The organism is Dactylosporangium sp. NPDC050688 (assembly GCF_040654515.1).
Taxonomy (GTDB): domain Bacteria; phylum Actinomycetota; class Actinomycetes; order Mycobacteriales; family Micromonosporaceae; genus Dactylosporangium.
In genome coordinates this window covers 1-14,716 of record NZ_JBFAIC010000094.1, presented here as the reverse complement: position 1 = coordinate 14,716, position 14,716 = coordinate 1, and the positions used below count along the sequence as shown (strand labels likewise).

General features: G+C 73.9%; 11 protein-coding genes and 1 pseudogene. 1 reads left to right on the top strand and 11 read right to left on the bottom strand.

The window, feature by feature from the left end; genetic code table 11:
- Positions 1 to 88: 88 nt before the first annotated feature.
- From AB0H83_RS46850 to AB0H83_RS46800, 11 genes are all read right to left on the bottom strand, one after another.
- Positions 89 to 1,000 carry a universal stress protein gene (locus tag AB0H83_RS46850; RefSeq protein ID WP_360108760.1) on the bottom strand — a complete coding sequence of 304 codons (912 nt, stop codon included), beginning with the start codon at positions 998 to 1,000 and terminating at the stop codon, positions 89 to 91.
- Between the two features lie 198 nt (positions 1,001 to 1,198).
- On the bottom strand, positions 1,199 to 2,197 hold the full coding sequence (locus AB0H83_RS46845; RefSeq protein WP_360108757.1) for a nitroreductase family protein: 999 nt from the start codon (positions 2,195 to 2,197) through the stop codon (positions 1,199 to 1,201).
- Positions 2,198 to 2,362: 165 nt separating this feature from the next.
- Positions 2,363 to 3,277 (bottom strand): universal stress protein, encoded by a 915-nt coding sequence (locus tag AB0H83_RS46840; RefSeq protein ID WP_360108754.1) that lies wholly within the window; start codon positions 3,275 to 3,277, stop codon positions 2,363 to 2,365.
- 17 nt (positions 3,278 to 3,294) lie between these two features.
- Positions 3,295 to 4,206 carry a universal stress protein gene (locus AB0H83_RS46835; protein ID WP_360108751.1) on the bottom strand — a complete coding sequence of 304 codons (912 nt, stop codon included), beginning with the start codon at positions 4,204 to 4,206 and terminating at the stop codon, positions 3,295 to 3,297.
- Complete coding sequence (locus AB0H83_RS46830) at positions 4,206 to 5,090, bottom strand: universal stress protein (RefSeq protein WP_360108748.1); 885 nt, start codon at positions 5,088 to 5,090, stop codon at positions 4,206 to 4,208. The genes AB0H83_RS46835 and AB0H83_RS46830 overlap by 1 nt, the downstream gene beginning before the upstream one ends.
- Before the next feature lie 176 nt (positions 5,091 to 5,266).
- Entirely contained in the window at positions 5,267 to 6,223 is a 957-nt protein-coding gene (locus AB0H83_RS46825; protein WP_360108745.1) for a nitroreductase, read from the bottom strand.
- 162 nt (positions 6,224 to 6,385) lie between these two features.
- Positions 6,386 to 7,138, bottom strand: a complete 753-nt coding sequence (gene narI / locus AB0H83_RS46820; RefSeq protein ID WP_360108742.1) for a respiratory nitrate reductase subunit gamma — start codon at positions 7,136 to 7,138, stop codon at positions 6,386 to 6,388.
- Entirely contained in the window at positions 7,135 to 7,749 is a 615-nt protein-coding gene (narJ, locus tag AB0H83_RS46815; RefSeq protein WP_360108739.1) for a nitrate reductase molybdenum cofactor assembly chaperone, read from the bottom strand. Before narJ ends, narI begins: the two co-directional genes overlap by 4 nt.
- Positions 7,750 to 7,834: 85 nt before the next feature.
- Positions 7,835 to 9,481 carry a nitrate reductase subunit beta gene (gene narH / locus AB0H83_RS46810; RefSeq protein ID WP_360108736.1) on the bottom strand — a complete coding sequence of 549 codons (1,647 nt, stop codon included), beginning with the start codon at positions 9,479 to 9,481 and terminating at the stop codon, positions 7,835 to 7,837.
- Positions 9,481 to 13,149, bottom strand: coding sequence for a nitrate reductase subunit alpha (locus tag AB0H83_RS46805; RefSeq protein ID WP_360108733.1), 3,669 nt, complete (start codon positions 13,147 to 13,149; stop codon positions 9,481 to 9,483). The genes narH and AB0H83_RS46805 overlap by 1 nt, the downstream gene beginning before the upstream one ends.
- A gap of 96 nt (positions 13,150 to 13,245) precedes the next feature.
- Positions 13,246 to 14,469: an MFS transporter gene (locus AB0H83_RS46800; protein WP_360108731.1), complete on the bottom strand. Its 1,224-nt coding sequence runs from the start codon at positions 14,467 to 14,469 to the stop codon at positions 13,246 to 13,248.
- Between the two features lie 131 nt (positions 14,470 to 14,600).
- Here AB0H83_RS46800 and AB0H83_RS46795 point away from each other — a divergent pair.
- Positions 14,601 to 14,716 (top strand): annotated as a pseudogene (locus tag AB0H83_RS46795) (DNA-binding response regulator); the annotation flags it as partial.

Genomic DNA, 14,716 nt, shown 5'->3' with positions numbered 1-14,716 from the left:
CCCGTCCCGTATCACTGCTCCCGTCCCGTATCACTGCTCCCGTCCCATTTTTTTGCCGCGACCGCGCACGGCCGGCTCGAACGCCTGATCAGCCCGGCCGGGTGTCGTCCGGCACCACCGCCACCACGCAGGCCGCCCGGGACGCGAACGCCTGGCTGGTCGAGCCGAGGCGCATCGGCGCGGGGCGGCGGTTGCCGTGCCGGCCCAGCACGAGCAACGTGGCCGCGGCAGCGGCGCGGCGCAGGCCGGCCACCGGGTCGCCGCCGTACACGGCGCGCTGCACCGGGACGCGCGGGTACCGCGCGGCGACCGGCTCGACGGCGCGGGCGAGCAGGTCCAGGCCGGGCGGTTCGACGGTGAAGTGGGTCTCGAGGAACCGGTCGTCGAACCAGAAGTCGCCGGGGCGCCGGTCGTCGACGTGGACCGCCGTCACCGAGCGGCCGTGGCGCTCGGCGTACGCGAAGGCGAGCCGGACCGCCGCCGACGACGCCGGAGTGCCGTCCACGCCGACCACGACGTGACCGGCGAACGGCGCGGCCTCGTGGCCCAGGATGGGCCGGACGATCACCACCGGGCAGTGTGCCTGCGCCGCCAGCCGCGAGGCGACGGAGCGGTGCAGCGGGTCGGCCTTGTTGCGGCTGCCGACGACCAGCAGGTCGGCCCGCCCGCTCAGCGCCAGCAACACGGGGACCAGGTCGCCGGGCGGCAGCTCGACCGAGCAGTGCCCGGCACCGACCCGCTGCCGGCTCCGGCGGATGTACCGCTCCAGGTCCGGGCGGGTCAGCCCCAGGGTCCGCAGGTCGGACGTCACGACATCGTCGTCGTGTCCCTGCACGTGGCAGACGGTCAGGTGGGCGCCCGTCCTCGCCGTCTCCTCGGTGGCCCACTCGAGCGCCGCCAGGCCGCTACGGCTGGCCTCGACGCCGACCGCGATCCGGTCCGCCGTGGCCGGCGGAGCGGCCGGCACCCGTCCCGTCGGTTCGGTACGCAACGTGCTCACTGCGATCACCCCACTTCCTCGCGCCGTCCCGCGGCGCCGGTGCCATGTGCCACCGGGCGGCCCGGGACCCGTCTGCGTCTCCAGCCTCTGCCGCCGCGAACCGGGGCGCCCAGGGCCGGAAGTCCCGTTCCGCCGCGAACCGGCACGCCCGGGGCCGGAAGTCCCGATCCGCCCAGCCGGGCTCGCGGCAGACCGGCATCAGACCGGTGCGGGCCGGTCACGGCGCACGACGTCACTGGCCCGGCGGCGCCGGGTCGCGGCCGGGGGCGCGGTGCCGGCGGCGACGCCGACCCGCAGCACGATCTGCGGATGGCCCGGCCGGTGCAGCAGGCTGCGCAGCAGCACGCGGGCGCCCGGCACCTCGACGACGTCGCTCAGGGGCGAGACGGCCAGCCCGAGCGTGGTGGCGGCGAGCCACACGGCGCTGGTCGCCTCGCCCGCCCGCAGCCAGTCGACCGGGTCGTCCCTGGTGGTGGCGACGATCAGGTACTCGGCGAAGCGGTCGTCGCCCGGGCCCGGGTCGGACGTCAGCTCGCCGGTGACCTCGAAGCCGCGCAGCGGGACGGGCCTGCCGACCGGCGCCACCACGGTGGCGGCCGGCACCCCCTCGCCGAGCGCGGGATCGCGCCCGGCCCAGTCCCGCAGGTCCTGCACGGACCGCTCGTCCTTGCTCTCGATGGTCTGCGCGCCCTGGGCGGCGGCCCTCACATACGTGACCTGCTCCGGCTCCACCCGGTGCAGCCAGGTGTCCGCCCCCTCCGCCGCCGCACCCAGCGCCGCGACGGCCGCGGCGGGCACGGGACCCGTCGCCCGGAACGGCCGCCGATCGGTGCACCGCCGGCGCATGCTGCGCCACGCCTCGACGTCCTGCGCGCGTACCGGATGCGCACCACCGACGTCGATCCGGGCGAGCCAGCGGTCGTCACCGGCCTGCCCGGTCCGCTGCACGGCCGGCTCGTAGCCGCGCGCCGTCAGCGACACCTCGGCGTGGTGCAGGGCGGCGCCGCAGCTCAGGATGAGCAGCCGGCCGTCCGGGTCGAGCCCGGTGAGCTGCCGGTCCGGGTCCGCGTACAGGTCGAGGTGCCCGCCGTCGACGTGCCACCGCCAGGGCTGGGTGTTGAGGATGGACGGCGCGAGGCGAGCCTCCGCCGCGGCCCGGAACAGCGGCGCCGCACCGGCGTCAGGAAGATCATCCATGGTGTCTGCCGCTCCCCGGGTTCGCGTTGTCGACGGCGCCGGGCCGGACCGCCGCCCGCGTGCACGCCCGCCTGGTAGCGGCCCGGAGCCCTGTGCCGTCCGGAATTCCACAGTGCCGCCGCACCGGCACCCGGCACGTCACTCCCAAAAGATGAAGCGGCGGGTTCAGCCGCGCGGCTCGTGCACGACCGCTACGGGACACGACGCGTGATGGACGGCGGCGTGGCTGACCGAGCCGAGCCTGAGCCCGGTGAACCCGCCCTTGCCCCGGGCGCCGACGACGAGCAGCTGCGCGCCCGCCGACAGCTCGGCGAGCACACCACCGGCCCGGCCGGACACCGTGTCGAGGCGGACCTCCACCTCCGGGTACCGCTCGCGCCACCCGGACATCGACTCGGCGGCCAGGCATTGTTCGTCGTCGCGGAGGTCGTCGGGGTCGTAGCACAGCGGCAGCATGTCGTCGGGCGGGCCGCCGGCCGGCCACCGGTACACGTGCACCGCCGTCAGCCCGATGTCGCGGAAGGCGGCCTGCTCGAACGCGAACCCGAGGGCGTGCCCGGCGTGGTGCGACCCGTCGATCCCGACGACGACCCGGCCGGCGTGCGGACCTTCCCGGCCCTCCCTGCGGCGGACGATCACGACCGGGCAGGCGGCGTGGGCGGCCAGCTGCGCGCCCGTCGAGCCGACCAGCAGCGCCGCGAACCCGCTCAGCCCTCGGCTGCCGACGGCGACCAGCGCGGCGTGCCGCGCCGCCTCCATCAGTGCTGTCACGGCCGGCTGTACCGTGGTCGCCGTGGTGATCGGCAGGTCCGGCTCGACGTCCTGCGCCTGCATGACCGCGTCGGCGAGGACGCCCGCGGACGCCTGCCTGACCTCGGCGTCGTCGGCCACGTGCAGTGCCCGGCCCGCGAACTCCTGCGGATAGGCGAACTGCCGCCAGTCGTAGGCGGCGTGCAGCAGGTGCAGGGCGCGCCCCCGCCGCACGGCGTCGGCAGCCGCCCACCGCACCGCCAGCGCGCTGTCCGCCGACCCGTCGACGCCCACGACGACGGACGTGCCGGCCGGCCCGGGTTCGTTCATGGATCCCTCCTGAACCGTCACCGCGAGCTGGTCGGCTGGACCGGCCGGGCGTACGCGGTGGTGCCGTGCGCGATGAGCGCCGGACAGGCCATGGTGCGCAGCACCCGGTACATCACCGACGGGTTGGGCGGCTGGACCGCGTCGGTCGGGCACCGCGTGCCGAGGACCATGAGCATCGCCCACTGGGACGCGACGGTCAGCGCCTCGACGGGATCGCCCGGCTCGCTGCGCAGCTCCACCCCCACCAGCGGGAACTTGGCGCGCCACGGCTCGGCGGCCGCGGCGAGCGCCTCGTGCACCGCCGACTCGTCGACGGTCAGGTCGGGGCCGTGGTGCTCGTCCGGGCGCCGCTCGCCGGGCCGCCACAGCTGCGGATGCTGCCAGGCCTGGATGACCACGATCCGCCGGCTGCGGGCGGCCGCCTCCTCGAACGCGAGCCGCAGCGCGCGACGGGCGGAGTCGGACCCGTCGAACCCGACCACCACGGGTCCGCCGTCAGGCAGCACGGCGGACGGGTCGGCCCAGCGCCGCGCAGCGTGCACGACGAGGACCGGGCAGTGCGCCGTCGCGCAGAGCGCATCGCAGACGGAGCCGAGCGGCGCCGCCATGTTGCGTCCGGTGCCGTGGCTGGCCACGACGACGAGCCGGGACTGCTGCGTGTGGCCGCGCAGCACCTCGGCGGGGGCGCCGCGCTCGGTCACGCCGGTCGCGCAGACGCCGGGCCGCCACCGGAACGCCTCCTCGGCCGCCCGGGTGGCGATGCCGGGGGCGCCGTCGCGCCCGCCCCACTGCACCGCCGGATCGAGCACGTGCACGGCGAGCAGCTCCCGGCTGTTGCGGCAGGCCTCGTCCGCGGCCCACCGCAGCGCACCGACGCTGTCGGCGGAGCCGTCGACACCCACGACGACGGGCCCGTACCGGTATCCCATCAGGACTCCTCTCCCGGTGCCGCTCCGCCCCGCACGACGAGCACCGGGCACTCCGCGCGGTGCAGCAGGTGCAGGCCGACGGATCCGAGCAGCAGCCCGGCGAACCCGCCGTGGCCGCGACTGCCGACGACGGCCAGCTGGACGGCGCGTGACCGGCGCACCAGCACCTCGGCGGCGTCGCCGTCGACGCCGTGCAGCTCCCACGGCACGTCCGGGTAGTCGGCGCCGATGGCGGCCACCAGGCGGGTCGCCTCCTCGGTCAGCGACCGGCGGACCTCGGCCGTGTCGTACATCAGCGGGGGCATGCCGACCGTGTACGGCGCCATCGGGGTCTCCACCGCCCGCACCGCCAGCAGGTCACAGCCGCGCAGCCGCGCCTCGGCGAACGCCGAGCGGGTCACCTGCACCGCGGACGGCGCGCCGTCGACACCGACCAGCACACTGCCACTGGGATCGGCCCGCCCGCGCACGACCGCGACCGGGCAGCCCGCGTGCGCCGCCACCTGCTGGCTGACCGAGCCGAGCAGGGCGCCCGTCACGGCGTGGTGGCTCCGGGTGCCGACGACCAGCATCACCGCGCCGTCGGCCGCCTGCAGCAGGGCCGGCGCGGGTCGGCCGATCGCCGCGGTCCCGGTCACGGTGATGCCCGGTGCCGTCGCCCGCGCCTCCCGGGCGGCCTGGTCGACCATCTCCCGGGCGTGTCGCCCCGCGGACTCGGCGAGCGCCGCGGTCGGTGCGAACGCGGTCAGCGGCACCCGCCAGTGGTAGGCCAGCAGCACTTCCAGCGGCACCTGCCGGAGGCCCGCCTCGGCCGCCGCCCACCGAACGGCGTCCAGCGACGCCGCCGCGCCGTCCACTCCGACAACAATCGCAGCGCGGCCCACACCGCCTCCTCCGCCCCGTTGCTCGCCGGTGCCGGGAACGTCACGTGGCCCCCGCGGCGCCGTTCCCGCGCCTTGTTCCAGCGTGTTTCGGCCCACTGGGCGGTGCCAGGCCGGGGGCGCAAATCATGCCCGGAGGGTGAGCCCGCGCATCACCCGGCGGCCGCGGGCGGCCCGGCTCACCGGTCGATGACGTCGCGCACCGAGCGGCGGTTCGTGTAGCAGGTCGTCGGCGCGTACCCGAACCGCAGGACCAGCTGCGGGGCGTACGCACGGGCCAGCACCAGCCGCAGCTGTTCGCGGATGGACGGCACCTCGATCGGCTGCGAGTAGATGGCCGTGGCCAGGCCGAGGTCGGCGGCGCGCAGCAGTACCCGCTGCAGGACCATGCCCGCCTGGAACTCATGGGTGCGGTGCTCGCCCTGGTACCCGAGGACGGCGAGCACCGGGCTCACCGTGGTGTCGCGGGCGAGTCGCCGGCTCGGGCCGCCAAAGTCGCGGCGGACCATCAGCTCGGCCTCGTGCGGCGCGGCGCCACTGGCGCTGCGGCCGATGCCCTCCACGCTGTCGTCGGTGCGGGACGCCCAGGCGCGCAGCTCCGCCACGTAGGCGGGGTCGGCGTTCAGCTGCGCGTCGGCCCGGCGGGTGAGCGCGGCGATCTCCCAAACGGTGGTCTCGTCGTCGACGACGTGCAGCCAGCCGCCCTCACCGGCGGCCGCCTCCACCAGCTGGACCATCAGCGCCGGCTCGACCCCGGCCTCGGAGAACGGCGACCGGTTGGTGTGCCGGCGCCGGATCTGCCGGTGCAGGCCGCGCTCCGTCGGGGTGGCCGGCTTGCTCCCCGCCGGCACGAGACGGGCCACCGAGCCGCCGGGGCGGACCCTCCACCGTGCCGGGGCGCCGGCGACGGCCAGTGCCAGCCGCAGGTTGTACACGGCGGCACCGCACGAGACCCGGGCCGCCCGCCCGTCCGGGTCGCACATCGGCAGCAGGCGGTCCTCGTCGACCGAGACGTCGATGCCGTCCGCGGTGCGCCGGAACCGCCACGGCTGGGTGTTGTGGATCGAAGGTGCCAGGACGGCATCGCCGACGGCGGCCTCGAATGTCGCTACCGACCAGGTCGTTGTGGTGATCATGGCAACCTCCGGAAAGGCCGCCGGCGATCGTGCTGTCGGGCCCGCACTGCGGCCTGTGCCCCGTGTCCTGGACGTCCGCGCATGATGCCCGCTGAGGCGGTCTTTACACCCCCTCCCCCGTCATGACGTGCTCCGACCCGGATGACGTCCGGCCGGCCCGGGTCAGCCGCGGCGGCCCTTGGTGTCGGCGGGCAGCTTCGGCGGGCCCTCCCAGCCGGGCCGGTTCGGCCGCAACCCCGGGCGGGCGTCGCGGCTGCGGTAGACGACGTACGGGCGGGTGAGGTAGCCGACCGGGGCGCTGAACGCGTGCACGAGCCGGGTGAACGGCCAGAACGCGAACAGCGCGAACGCCATGACGATGTGTGCCTTGAACCCGAACGGCACCCCGGCCATCTGCTCGGGGTCGGGGCTGAAGTAGAACAGGGACCGCAGCCACGGCGAGACGGTCTCGCGGTAGTCGTACCCGTCGCCGGAGACGTTGGCCCGCACCGTGGCGAGCAGGCCCAGGGCGATGACGGCGAACAGCACGACGTACATGGCTTTGTCGTTCTTCGTGGTCGCGGCGAAGACCGGGCCGGTCAGCCGGCGCCGGGCGATGAGGATCGCCAGGCCGATGATCGTGCACAGGCCGGCGACGGTGCCGATGAACACGGCCGCCAGGTGGTAGGCGTGCTCGGTGATGCCGACGGCCTCCGTCCACGACTTCGGGATCAGCAGCCCGCCGATGTGCCCGATCAGGACCATCAGGACGCCGAAGTGGAACAGCGGGCTGCCCCAGCGCAGCACCGCCGACTCGTACAGCTGCGAGGAGCGGGTGGTCCAGCCGAACTTGTCGTAGCGGTAGCGCCAGATCACGCCGCCGACGAGCACGGCGATCGTCAGGTACGGGTACACGACCCACAATGCGATGTTCACCGTCGCCCTCCGGTGGTGTCGACAAGTCCGAACGGTTCGAGGCCGACCTGCTCGACCGGCGGCCCGGTCTGCGCGAGCCGGACGGCGGCGGCGATGTCGCCGGGCTGCGGCGGCGGCAGCATCGCCCGGACGGCCTCGACGGCGTGGCCGTACACGGCGCCCTCCAGCGCGCTGGCGAGCAGGTCGAGGCCGACCCGGTTCTCGCGCAGCAGCCGCCAGCCGCCGTCGTGGACCGCGGCCAGGTCCAGCACCGCGGGCAGGTAGTCGGGCAGCTCACCGCCGACGACCTCGACGCCGGCGGCCTTGTAGCCGGCGGTGAACAGCACCAGCGCCTCGCCGCGGCGGCGGGTGTCGCCGGCGGTGTAGTACGTCAGGTACAGGCAGCAGCGCCGCCGGAAGTCGAACAGCTGCACGTAGTCGTCGGCGAGCCGGCCCTGGCCGGTGCCGGCCCGGTGCTCGGCGACGGGCCGCAGCCGCGCCGCGACCGCGGACGGCAGCGCGTCGAGCGCCCGCAGCAGCGTCGGCAGGACCTCGAGGGTGTCCCGGTCCGGGTAGCGCAGCAGCAGCGACGCGGCACGCGCGGCAACCGGCCGCCAGGCGTGTTCGGTCATGACGTCACCTCCGCTGCGCTCCGGCGCCGCCCTGACCTTGAAACTGCGCTCATGATGCCCGGCTCCTCGCTCCGCTGCGGGCCGGTCATGACCGGTCACCGTTGCCGTTCGGCGGGAAGAGCCCTTCGGGGCGGCCCTTGCCGTCCCAGTTGAGCAGGTTCACCCGGGTCTGCTTGTCGTCCGGCGCGGCGGTGGTGTCGGCGGTCTGCCGGTTGCGCAGCATGTGGAAGTTCTCCACGGAGATCGGGGCGGGCGTGCCGGACGCCTCGCCGAACGGTCCCCCGTCGAGGCTGCACTCGGTGGCGAGCTGCTCCAGGCGGTGGGCGTCCTCCAGCAGCTCGGGGTGCGCGGCCGGGATCACGTAACGCTCCTCGTACTTGGCGATCGCGAGGAGCCGGTACATGTCGTCCATCTGCCGGCCGGTCATGCCGACGCCGGCGGCGATGGACTCGTCGCGCTCCTCGCCGAGGTTGATCCGCCGCTGGTAGGCGCGCATCGCGGCGAGGCGGCGCAGCACGGCGGTGACCGGGGCCGGGTCGCCGGCGGTGAACAGCCCGGCGAGGTAGTCCACCGGGATGCGCAGCGCGTCGACGGCGCCGAACAGGTTGCCGGCGTCCTCACCGTCGTGGCCGGTGTCGCGCAGCACGTCGACGACCGGTGACAGCGGCGGGATGTACCAGACCATCGGCATCGTGCGGTACTCCGGGTGCAGCGGCAGCGCGACCTGGTACCGCATGATGAGATCCCAGATCGGTGAGCGCTGCGCGGCGGTGATCCAGTCCTCGGGGATGCCGGCGGCGCGGGCCGCGGCGACGACCTGCGGGTCGTTCGGGTCCAGGAACACCGACTTCTGCGCCTCGTACAGGGCCCGCTCGTCCTTGACCGCGGCCGCCGGGCCGACCCGGTCGGCGTCGTACAGCATGAGCCCGAGGTAGCGCAGCCGCCCGACGCACGTCTCGGAGCAGATGGTCGGCTGGCCGAGCTCGATGCGCGGGAAGCAGAACGTGCACTTCTCGGCCTTGCCGGTGCGGTGGTTGAAGTACACCTTCTTGTACGGGCAGCCGGTGACACACATCCGCCAGCCCCGGCACCGGTCCTGGTCGACGAGCACGATGCCGTCCTCGGCGCGCTTGTAGATCGCCCCGGACGGGCACGCCGCCGCGCAGGCCGGGTTGAGGCAGTGCTCGCAGATGCGCGGCAGGAAGAACAGGAACGCCTGCTCGTACTCCTGCCGCACCCGCTGCGACAGCTGCTGCAAAATCGGGTCGCCCGCGGCGATCTCGTTGCCGCCGGCGAGGGAGTCGTCCCAGTTCGCCGACCAGGTGACCTTCGTGTCCTGCCCGGTGAGCAGCGACTTGGGGCGGGCGACCGGGGTGTCGGTGCCGGCGGGGGCGGTCAGCAGGTGCTCGTAGTCGTAGGTCCACGGCTCGTAGTAGTCCTGCATCGCGGGCAGCTTCGGGTTGGCGAAGATGCTCAGCAGCCGCCGGATCCGCCCGCCGGAGCGCGGTTTGAGCCCGCCGCTGCGGGTGCGCACCCAGCCGCCCTGCCAGCGCTGCTGGTCCTGGTAGGTGCGCGGGTACCCCTGCCCGGGGCGGGACTCGACGTTGTTGAACCACACGTACTCGACCCCGGACCGGTTCGTCCAGGCCTGCTTGCAGGTGACCGAGCAGGTGTGACACCCGATGCACTTGTCGAGGTTCATCACCATCGACATCTGCGCCATGACCCTCATCAGTACTCCACATCCTGTGACCGGCGGCGGATGACGGTGACCTCGTCGCGCTGGTTGCCGGTCGGGCCGAGGTAGTTGAAGGCGAACGACAGCTGCGCGTACCCGCCGATGATGTGGCTCGGCTTGATCAGCAGGCGGGTGAGCGAGTTGTGGATGCCGCCGCGGCGCCCGTTCGTCTCGGCCTTCGGCACGTCGATGACGCGTTCCTGGGCGTGGTACATGTACACGGTGCCCTCGGGCATCTTGTGCGTGACGACGGCCCGGCAGACCACGACGCCGTTGCGGTTGACCGCCTCGATCCAGTCGTTGTCGGCGACCCCGATCTTCGCGGCGTCGAGCTCGCTCATCCACATCGTCGGGCCGCCGCGGGACAGCGTCAGCATGATCAGGTTGTCCTGGTACTCGGAGTGGATGGACCACTTCGAGTGCGGGGTGAGGTAGCGCACGGTCAGCTCCAGCTCGCCCGTGCGCCCGAGCCGCGGCTCCCCGAACAGTTTGTGCATGTCCAGCGGCGGGCGGAACACCGGCAGTTCCTCGCCGAGCTCCTGCATCCAGTCGTGGTCGAGGTAGAAGTGCTGCCGGCCGGTCAGCGTGTGCCAGGGTTTGCGCCGCTCGACGTTGATGGTGAAGGGGGAGTACCGGCGCCCGCCGTGCTCGCTGCCGGACCATTCGGGGCTGGTGATCACCGGTACCGGCCGGGACTGGCAGTCGGCGAAGCGGATCTGCTTGCCCTCGTGCTCGCGGGCGAGGTCGGCGAGGCGCTGGCCGGTGCGCCGCTCCAGGAACTCGAAGCCGGCGGTGGCCACACGGCCGTTGGTGGTGCCGGACAGGGCGAGGATCGCCTCACACGCGCGGATGTCGGTGTCCAGCCGGGGCCGGCCGTCGGCGACGCCGCCGGTGACGGTGCCGTTGATCTTCTTGAGGTGCTCGACCTCGGGGGTGACGTCGACGGTGACGGCCTTGGTGGTGGTGCCGAGCCGGTCCAGCAGCGGGCCGAGCGAGCCGAGCTTCGCCGCGACCGCGCCGTAGTCGCGCTCCACGACGATGAACTTCGGCATGGTGCGGCCCGGCACCGGGTCGGTCTCGCCGGTCTTCCAGTCCCGCACGGTCCCGCCGGGAGTGGCGAGGGCGTCGGGCGTGTCGTGCTGCAGCGGCGCCGCGACCAGGTCCTTGCGCACCCCGAGCCGGGGGCCGGCGAGCTCGGAGAAGGCCCGGGCGATGCCGTGGAAGGCGTCGAAGTCGGTACGGGTCTGCCACGGCGGGCTGATCGCCGGCGTGAACGCGTGGATGAACGGGTGCATGTCGGTGGTGTTGAGGTCGTGCTTCTCGTACCAGGTCGCGGCCGGCAGCACCACGTCGGAGAACAGCGTGGTGGAGGTCATCCGGAAGTCCAGCGACAGCAGCAGGTCGAGCTTGCCCTCGGGGGCCTCGTCGTGCCAGGTGACGTCCTTGGGGCGGCGGTCCGGCGGCGCTTCCTCGGCGCGCAGCGAGGCGTCGGTGCCCAGCAGGTGGCGCAGGAAGTACTCGTTACCCTTCGCCGAGGAGCCCAGCAGGTTGGCCCGCCACACGGTGAGCACCCGCGGCCAGTTGCGTGGCGCGTCCGGGTCGGTGCAGGCGAACCCGAGCCGGCCGCCGGCCAGTTCCCGCGCGACGTGCCCGGCCGGGTCGTCGGGGCTGGCGGCGAGGGCCTCGTCGGCGACGTCGAGGGGGTTGCGGTCGAAGGTCGGCATCGACGGCATCCAGCCGAGCCGGGCCGACTGGGCGAGCAGGTCGGCGGTGTGCCGGCCGGCGAACGCGCCCTTGGCCAGGGGCGAGGTGAGCGCGTCGGCGGTGTAGTGGTCATAGCGCCACTGGTCGGTGTGCAGGTACCAGTACGCGGTGCCGATCATCTGCCGCGGCGGCCGGGACCAGTCCAGCGCGAACGCCAGGTGCGACCAGCCGGTGACGGGCCGGCACTTCTCCTGCCCGACGTAGTGCGCCCAGCCGCCGCCGTTGACGCCCTGGCAGCCGGTGAGCGTGGTGAGGGCCAGCATCGCGCGGTAGGTGGTGTCGGAGTGGAACCAGTGGTTGGTGCCGGCGCCCATCAGGATCATCGACCGGCCGCCGGAGCGGTCGGCGTTGTCGGCGAACTCGCGGGCGATGCGGGCCACGGCCGCGGCCGGCACGCCGGTGATCGGCTCCTGCCACGCCGGGGTGTAGGGCACCGTCGCGTCGTCGTACCCGGCCGGCCACTGCCCCGGCAGGCCCGGGCGGGCCACCCCGTACTGGGCGAGCAGCAGGTCGTAGACGGTGGTGACGAGCCGGCCCGCGACCCGCGCGGTGGGCACGCCCCGCCGCATCAGCCCCGGGGTGTCGTCGTCGAACCGTGGCAGGCTCACCTCGACGGCCTCGCCGCCGGCGCAGCTGAGCCGGGGCACGATCGCGCCGAGGTCGAGGTTCCACCGGCCGACGCCGGCGTCGCTGTACCGGTGCCCGAGCGAGCCGCCGGGCACGGCGACGGCGTCCGCGGCGCTGTCCCACAGGGCCGGGCGGAACGCCGCCTCGGCGTCGGTCTCCCCCAGGTCGGCGGCGGTCAGGAACTTGCCGGGCCGGTAGCCGCCGCCGTCGACGGGCTCCAGCGCGACCAGGTACGGCAGGTCCGTGTACCGCGAGACGTAGTCGGCGAAGCGCTCCGTGGTGCGCTCGACGAAGAACTCCTTGAGGATGACGTGGCCCATCGCCATGGCGAGGGCGCCGTCGGTGCCCGGCTGGGCGGGCAGCCACTCGTCGGCGAACTTGACGTTGTCGGCGTAGTCCGGCGACACGACGACGACCTTCTGGCCGCGGTAGCGGGCCTCGGCCATCCAGTGCGCGTCCGGGGTCCGGGTCACCGGGACGTTGGAGCCCCACATCATCAGGTAACCGGCGTCCCACCAGTCACCGGACTCCGGCACGTCGGTCTGGTCGCCGAACATCTGCGGCGAGGCGACCGGCAGGTCGGCGTACCAGTCGTAGAACGACAGCATCGACCCGCCGATCAGCGACAGGAACCGGGCGCCGGTCGCGTGCGACACCATCGACATCGCCGGGATCGGCGAGAAGCCGGCGACACGGTCCGGGCCGTGCTCGGCGATCGTGTGCACGTGGGCGGCGGCGACGATCTCCTGCGCCTCGTCCCAGGACACCCGGACCAGGCCGCCCTTGCCGCGGGCCCGCTGGTAGCGGCGGCGGCGCTCGGGGTCGGCCTGGATGTCGGCCCACGCAGCGACCGGGTCCCCGCCGTGACGCGCCTTGGCCTCCCGGAACATCTCGACCAGCACGCCCCGCGCGTACGGGTACCGGACCCGGGTCGGCGAGTACGTGTACCAGGAGAACGCGGCGCCGCGGGGACAGCCGCGCGGCTCGTACTCCGGGCGGTCCGCCCCGACGCTGGGGTAGTCGGTCTGCTGCTGCTCCCAGGTGATGATGCCGTCCTTGACGTACACCTTCCACGAGCAGGAGCCGGTGCAGTTGACGCCATGGGTGGAGCGCACCACCTTGTCGTAGGACCAGCGATCCCGGTAGAACGCGTCGGCCTCGCGGCCGCCGATCTGGTGCAGGGTCCGCCCGTCGGCGGACACCTCCGCCCGGCGCACGAGCCCCCCGACGGCCAGCAACGCCCGCCCTGCTTGCTCCACCGATCCAGACATATCGCCTAATCCCTATCGTGAGCTGATACAGACACAATTGTTCCCAGCCGGCACCACCGCAACCGAAACCCTGAAACCGGGACTTTCGCGACCAGGTCAGGCATGGCTGGCGACGGCCCGCGCCGACCTGCGCACCGCCGTCGTGGTCAGCAGCACGGCACCCGCCGCGACGACCGCGAGCAGCGCGAGGCCCAGCGTGTAGGAGCCGTACTGACCGTAGATGCCGCCCATGAGCAGCGGCGGGACGAAACCGCCGAGCCCGCCCGCGGCACCGACGACACCCGTGACCGAGCCGACCTTGTTCGCCGGGGCGAGCAGCGCCACGAGGGCGAACGTCGCGCCGCTGCCGGCGCCGAGCGCCGCAGCCATCGACAGGAACGCCACCGTGCCCAGCGGCGCCAGCGGCGGCGTGAACGCCTGGAGGACGGCGCCGGCGCCGACGACGACCAGGGACGCGGCGAGCACCCGGGTCGGCTCGAACCGGTCGGACAGCCAGCCGCCGACCGGCCGCATCAGCACCGCAAGCAGCACGAAGCCCGCCATCCGGTTCGCCGCGTCCGCCTGTGTCAGGCCGTACGCGGTCTTCAGGTACGCCGGCAGGTACACGGAGAAGGCGACGTAGCCACCGAACGCGACCGCGTACAGCGCGGAGGCGTGCCACGTGACCCGCAGCCGCAGCGTGGCGGCCAGCCGCCGGCTGAGCGGCTCGGCGGGCACGGTACGCCCGGGCGCGTCCCGCAGCAGCAGCCACGCCAGCGCCGCGTACGCCGCCAGCACGGCCGCGGTGAGCAGGAACGGCGTCCTGCTGCCGTACGCGCCGACGAGCTTGACCGTGGTCAGGGCGCTGATCGCGGTGCCGCCCATGCCCATGCCGAAGATCCCGACGGCCAGCCCCCGCTTCGCGGGCGGGAACCAGGCGGTGACGAACGGCACCCCGACGGCGAACGCCGTGCCGCCGATGCCGAGGAAGAACCCGCCGGCGAGCAGCCCGGCCAGGCTGTGCTGCCCGGCGAGCCCCAGGTACAGCACCGGCACGATCGTCGCCAGGGACACCAGCGGGAACATGACCCGCCCGCCGAACCGGTCGGTCAGCGCGCCGACCGGGATGCGGCCCAGCGACCCGACGACCACCGGCACCGCGACCAGCAGCGCCTGCTGCAGCGGGCTGAGCTGCAGCGCGTCCTTGAGCTTCGGCGCCAGCGGGCTGAGCAGCGCCCATGCCCAGAAGTTGACCGCGAAGCCGGCGGTGGCGATCGCCAGCATCCCCGCGCGGCGCGACCTGCCGGCCGGACCGCTCCCTGATGTCGTGTGCTCAGCCATGGTCGTCTCTTCCGCCGGACCTGGTACGCCTGTTCCCCCGAGGATCGTGGTAGACAGGACGCAGCCCCAGGGTCTTTCGGCCCGCACCGGCGGGACGATGGGCACTATGGGCGGCGACGAAGGAGAATCGGATGATTCGGGTGTACCTCCTGGACGACCATGAGGTCGTCCGCTTCGGCCTGCGCGAGATGCTGGAGCGCGAGGGAGACATCGAGGTCGTCGGCGAGTCCGGCTCCGCCGTCGACGC

What these genes read in the sequence shown, in the direction of transcription:
- AB0H83_RS46845 (WP_360108757.1), bottom strand. Translation starts at nt 2,197, where the DNA reads ATGGATGATCTTCCTGACGCCGGTGCGGCGCCGCTGTTCCGGGCCGCG.
- AB0H83_RS46840 (WP_360108754.1), bottom strand. Translation starts at nt 3,277, where the DNA reads ATGAACGAACCCGGGCCGGCCGGCACGTCCGTCGTCGTGGGCGTCGAC.
- AB0H83_RS46835 (WP_360108751.1), bottom strand. Translation starts at nt 4,206, where the DNA reads ATGGGATACCGGTACGGGCCCGTCGTCGTGGGTGTCGACGGCTCCGCC.
- AB0H83_RS46825 (WP_360108745.1), bottom strand. Translation starts at nt 6,223, where the DNA reads ATGATCACCACAACGACCTGGTCGGTAGCGACATTCGAGGCCGCCGTC.
- narJ (WP_360108739.1), bottom strand. Translation starts at nt 7,749, where the DNA reads ATGACCGAACACGCCTGGCGGCCGGTTGCCGCGCGTGCCGCGTCGCTG.
- narH (WP_360108736.1), bottom strand. Translation starts at nt 9,481, where the DNA reads ATGAGGGTCATGGCGCAGATGTCGATGGTGATGAACCTCGACAAGTGC.
- AB0H83_RS46805 (WP_360108733.1), bottom strand. Translation starts at nt 13,149, where the DNA reads ATGTCTGGATCGGTGGAGCAAGCAGGGCGGGCGTTGCTGGCCGTCGGG.
- AB0H83_RS46800 (WP_360108731.1), bottom strand. Translation starts at nt 14,469, where the DNA reads ATGGCTGAGCACACGACATCAGGGAGCGGTCCGGCCGGCAGGTCGCGC.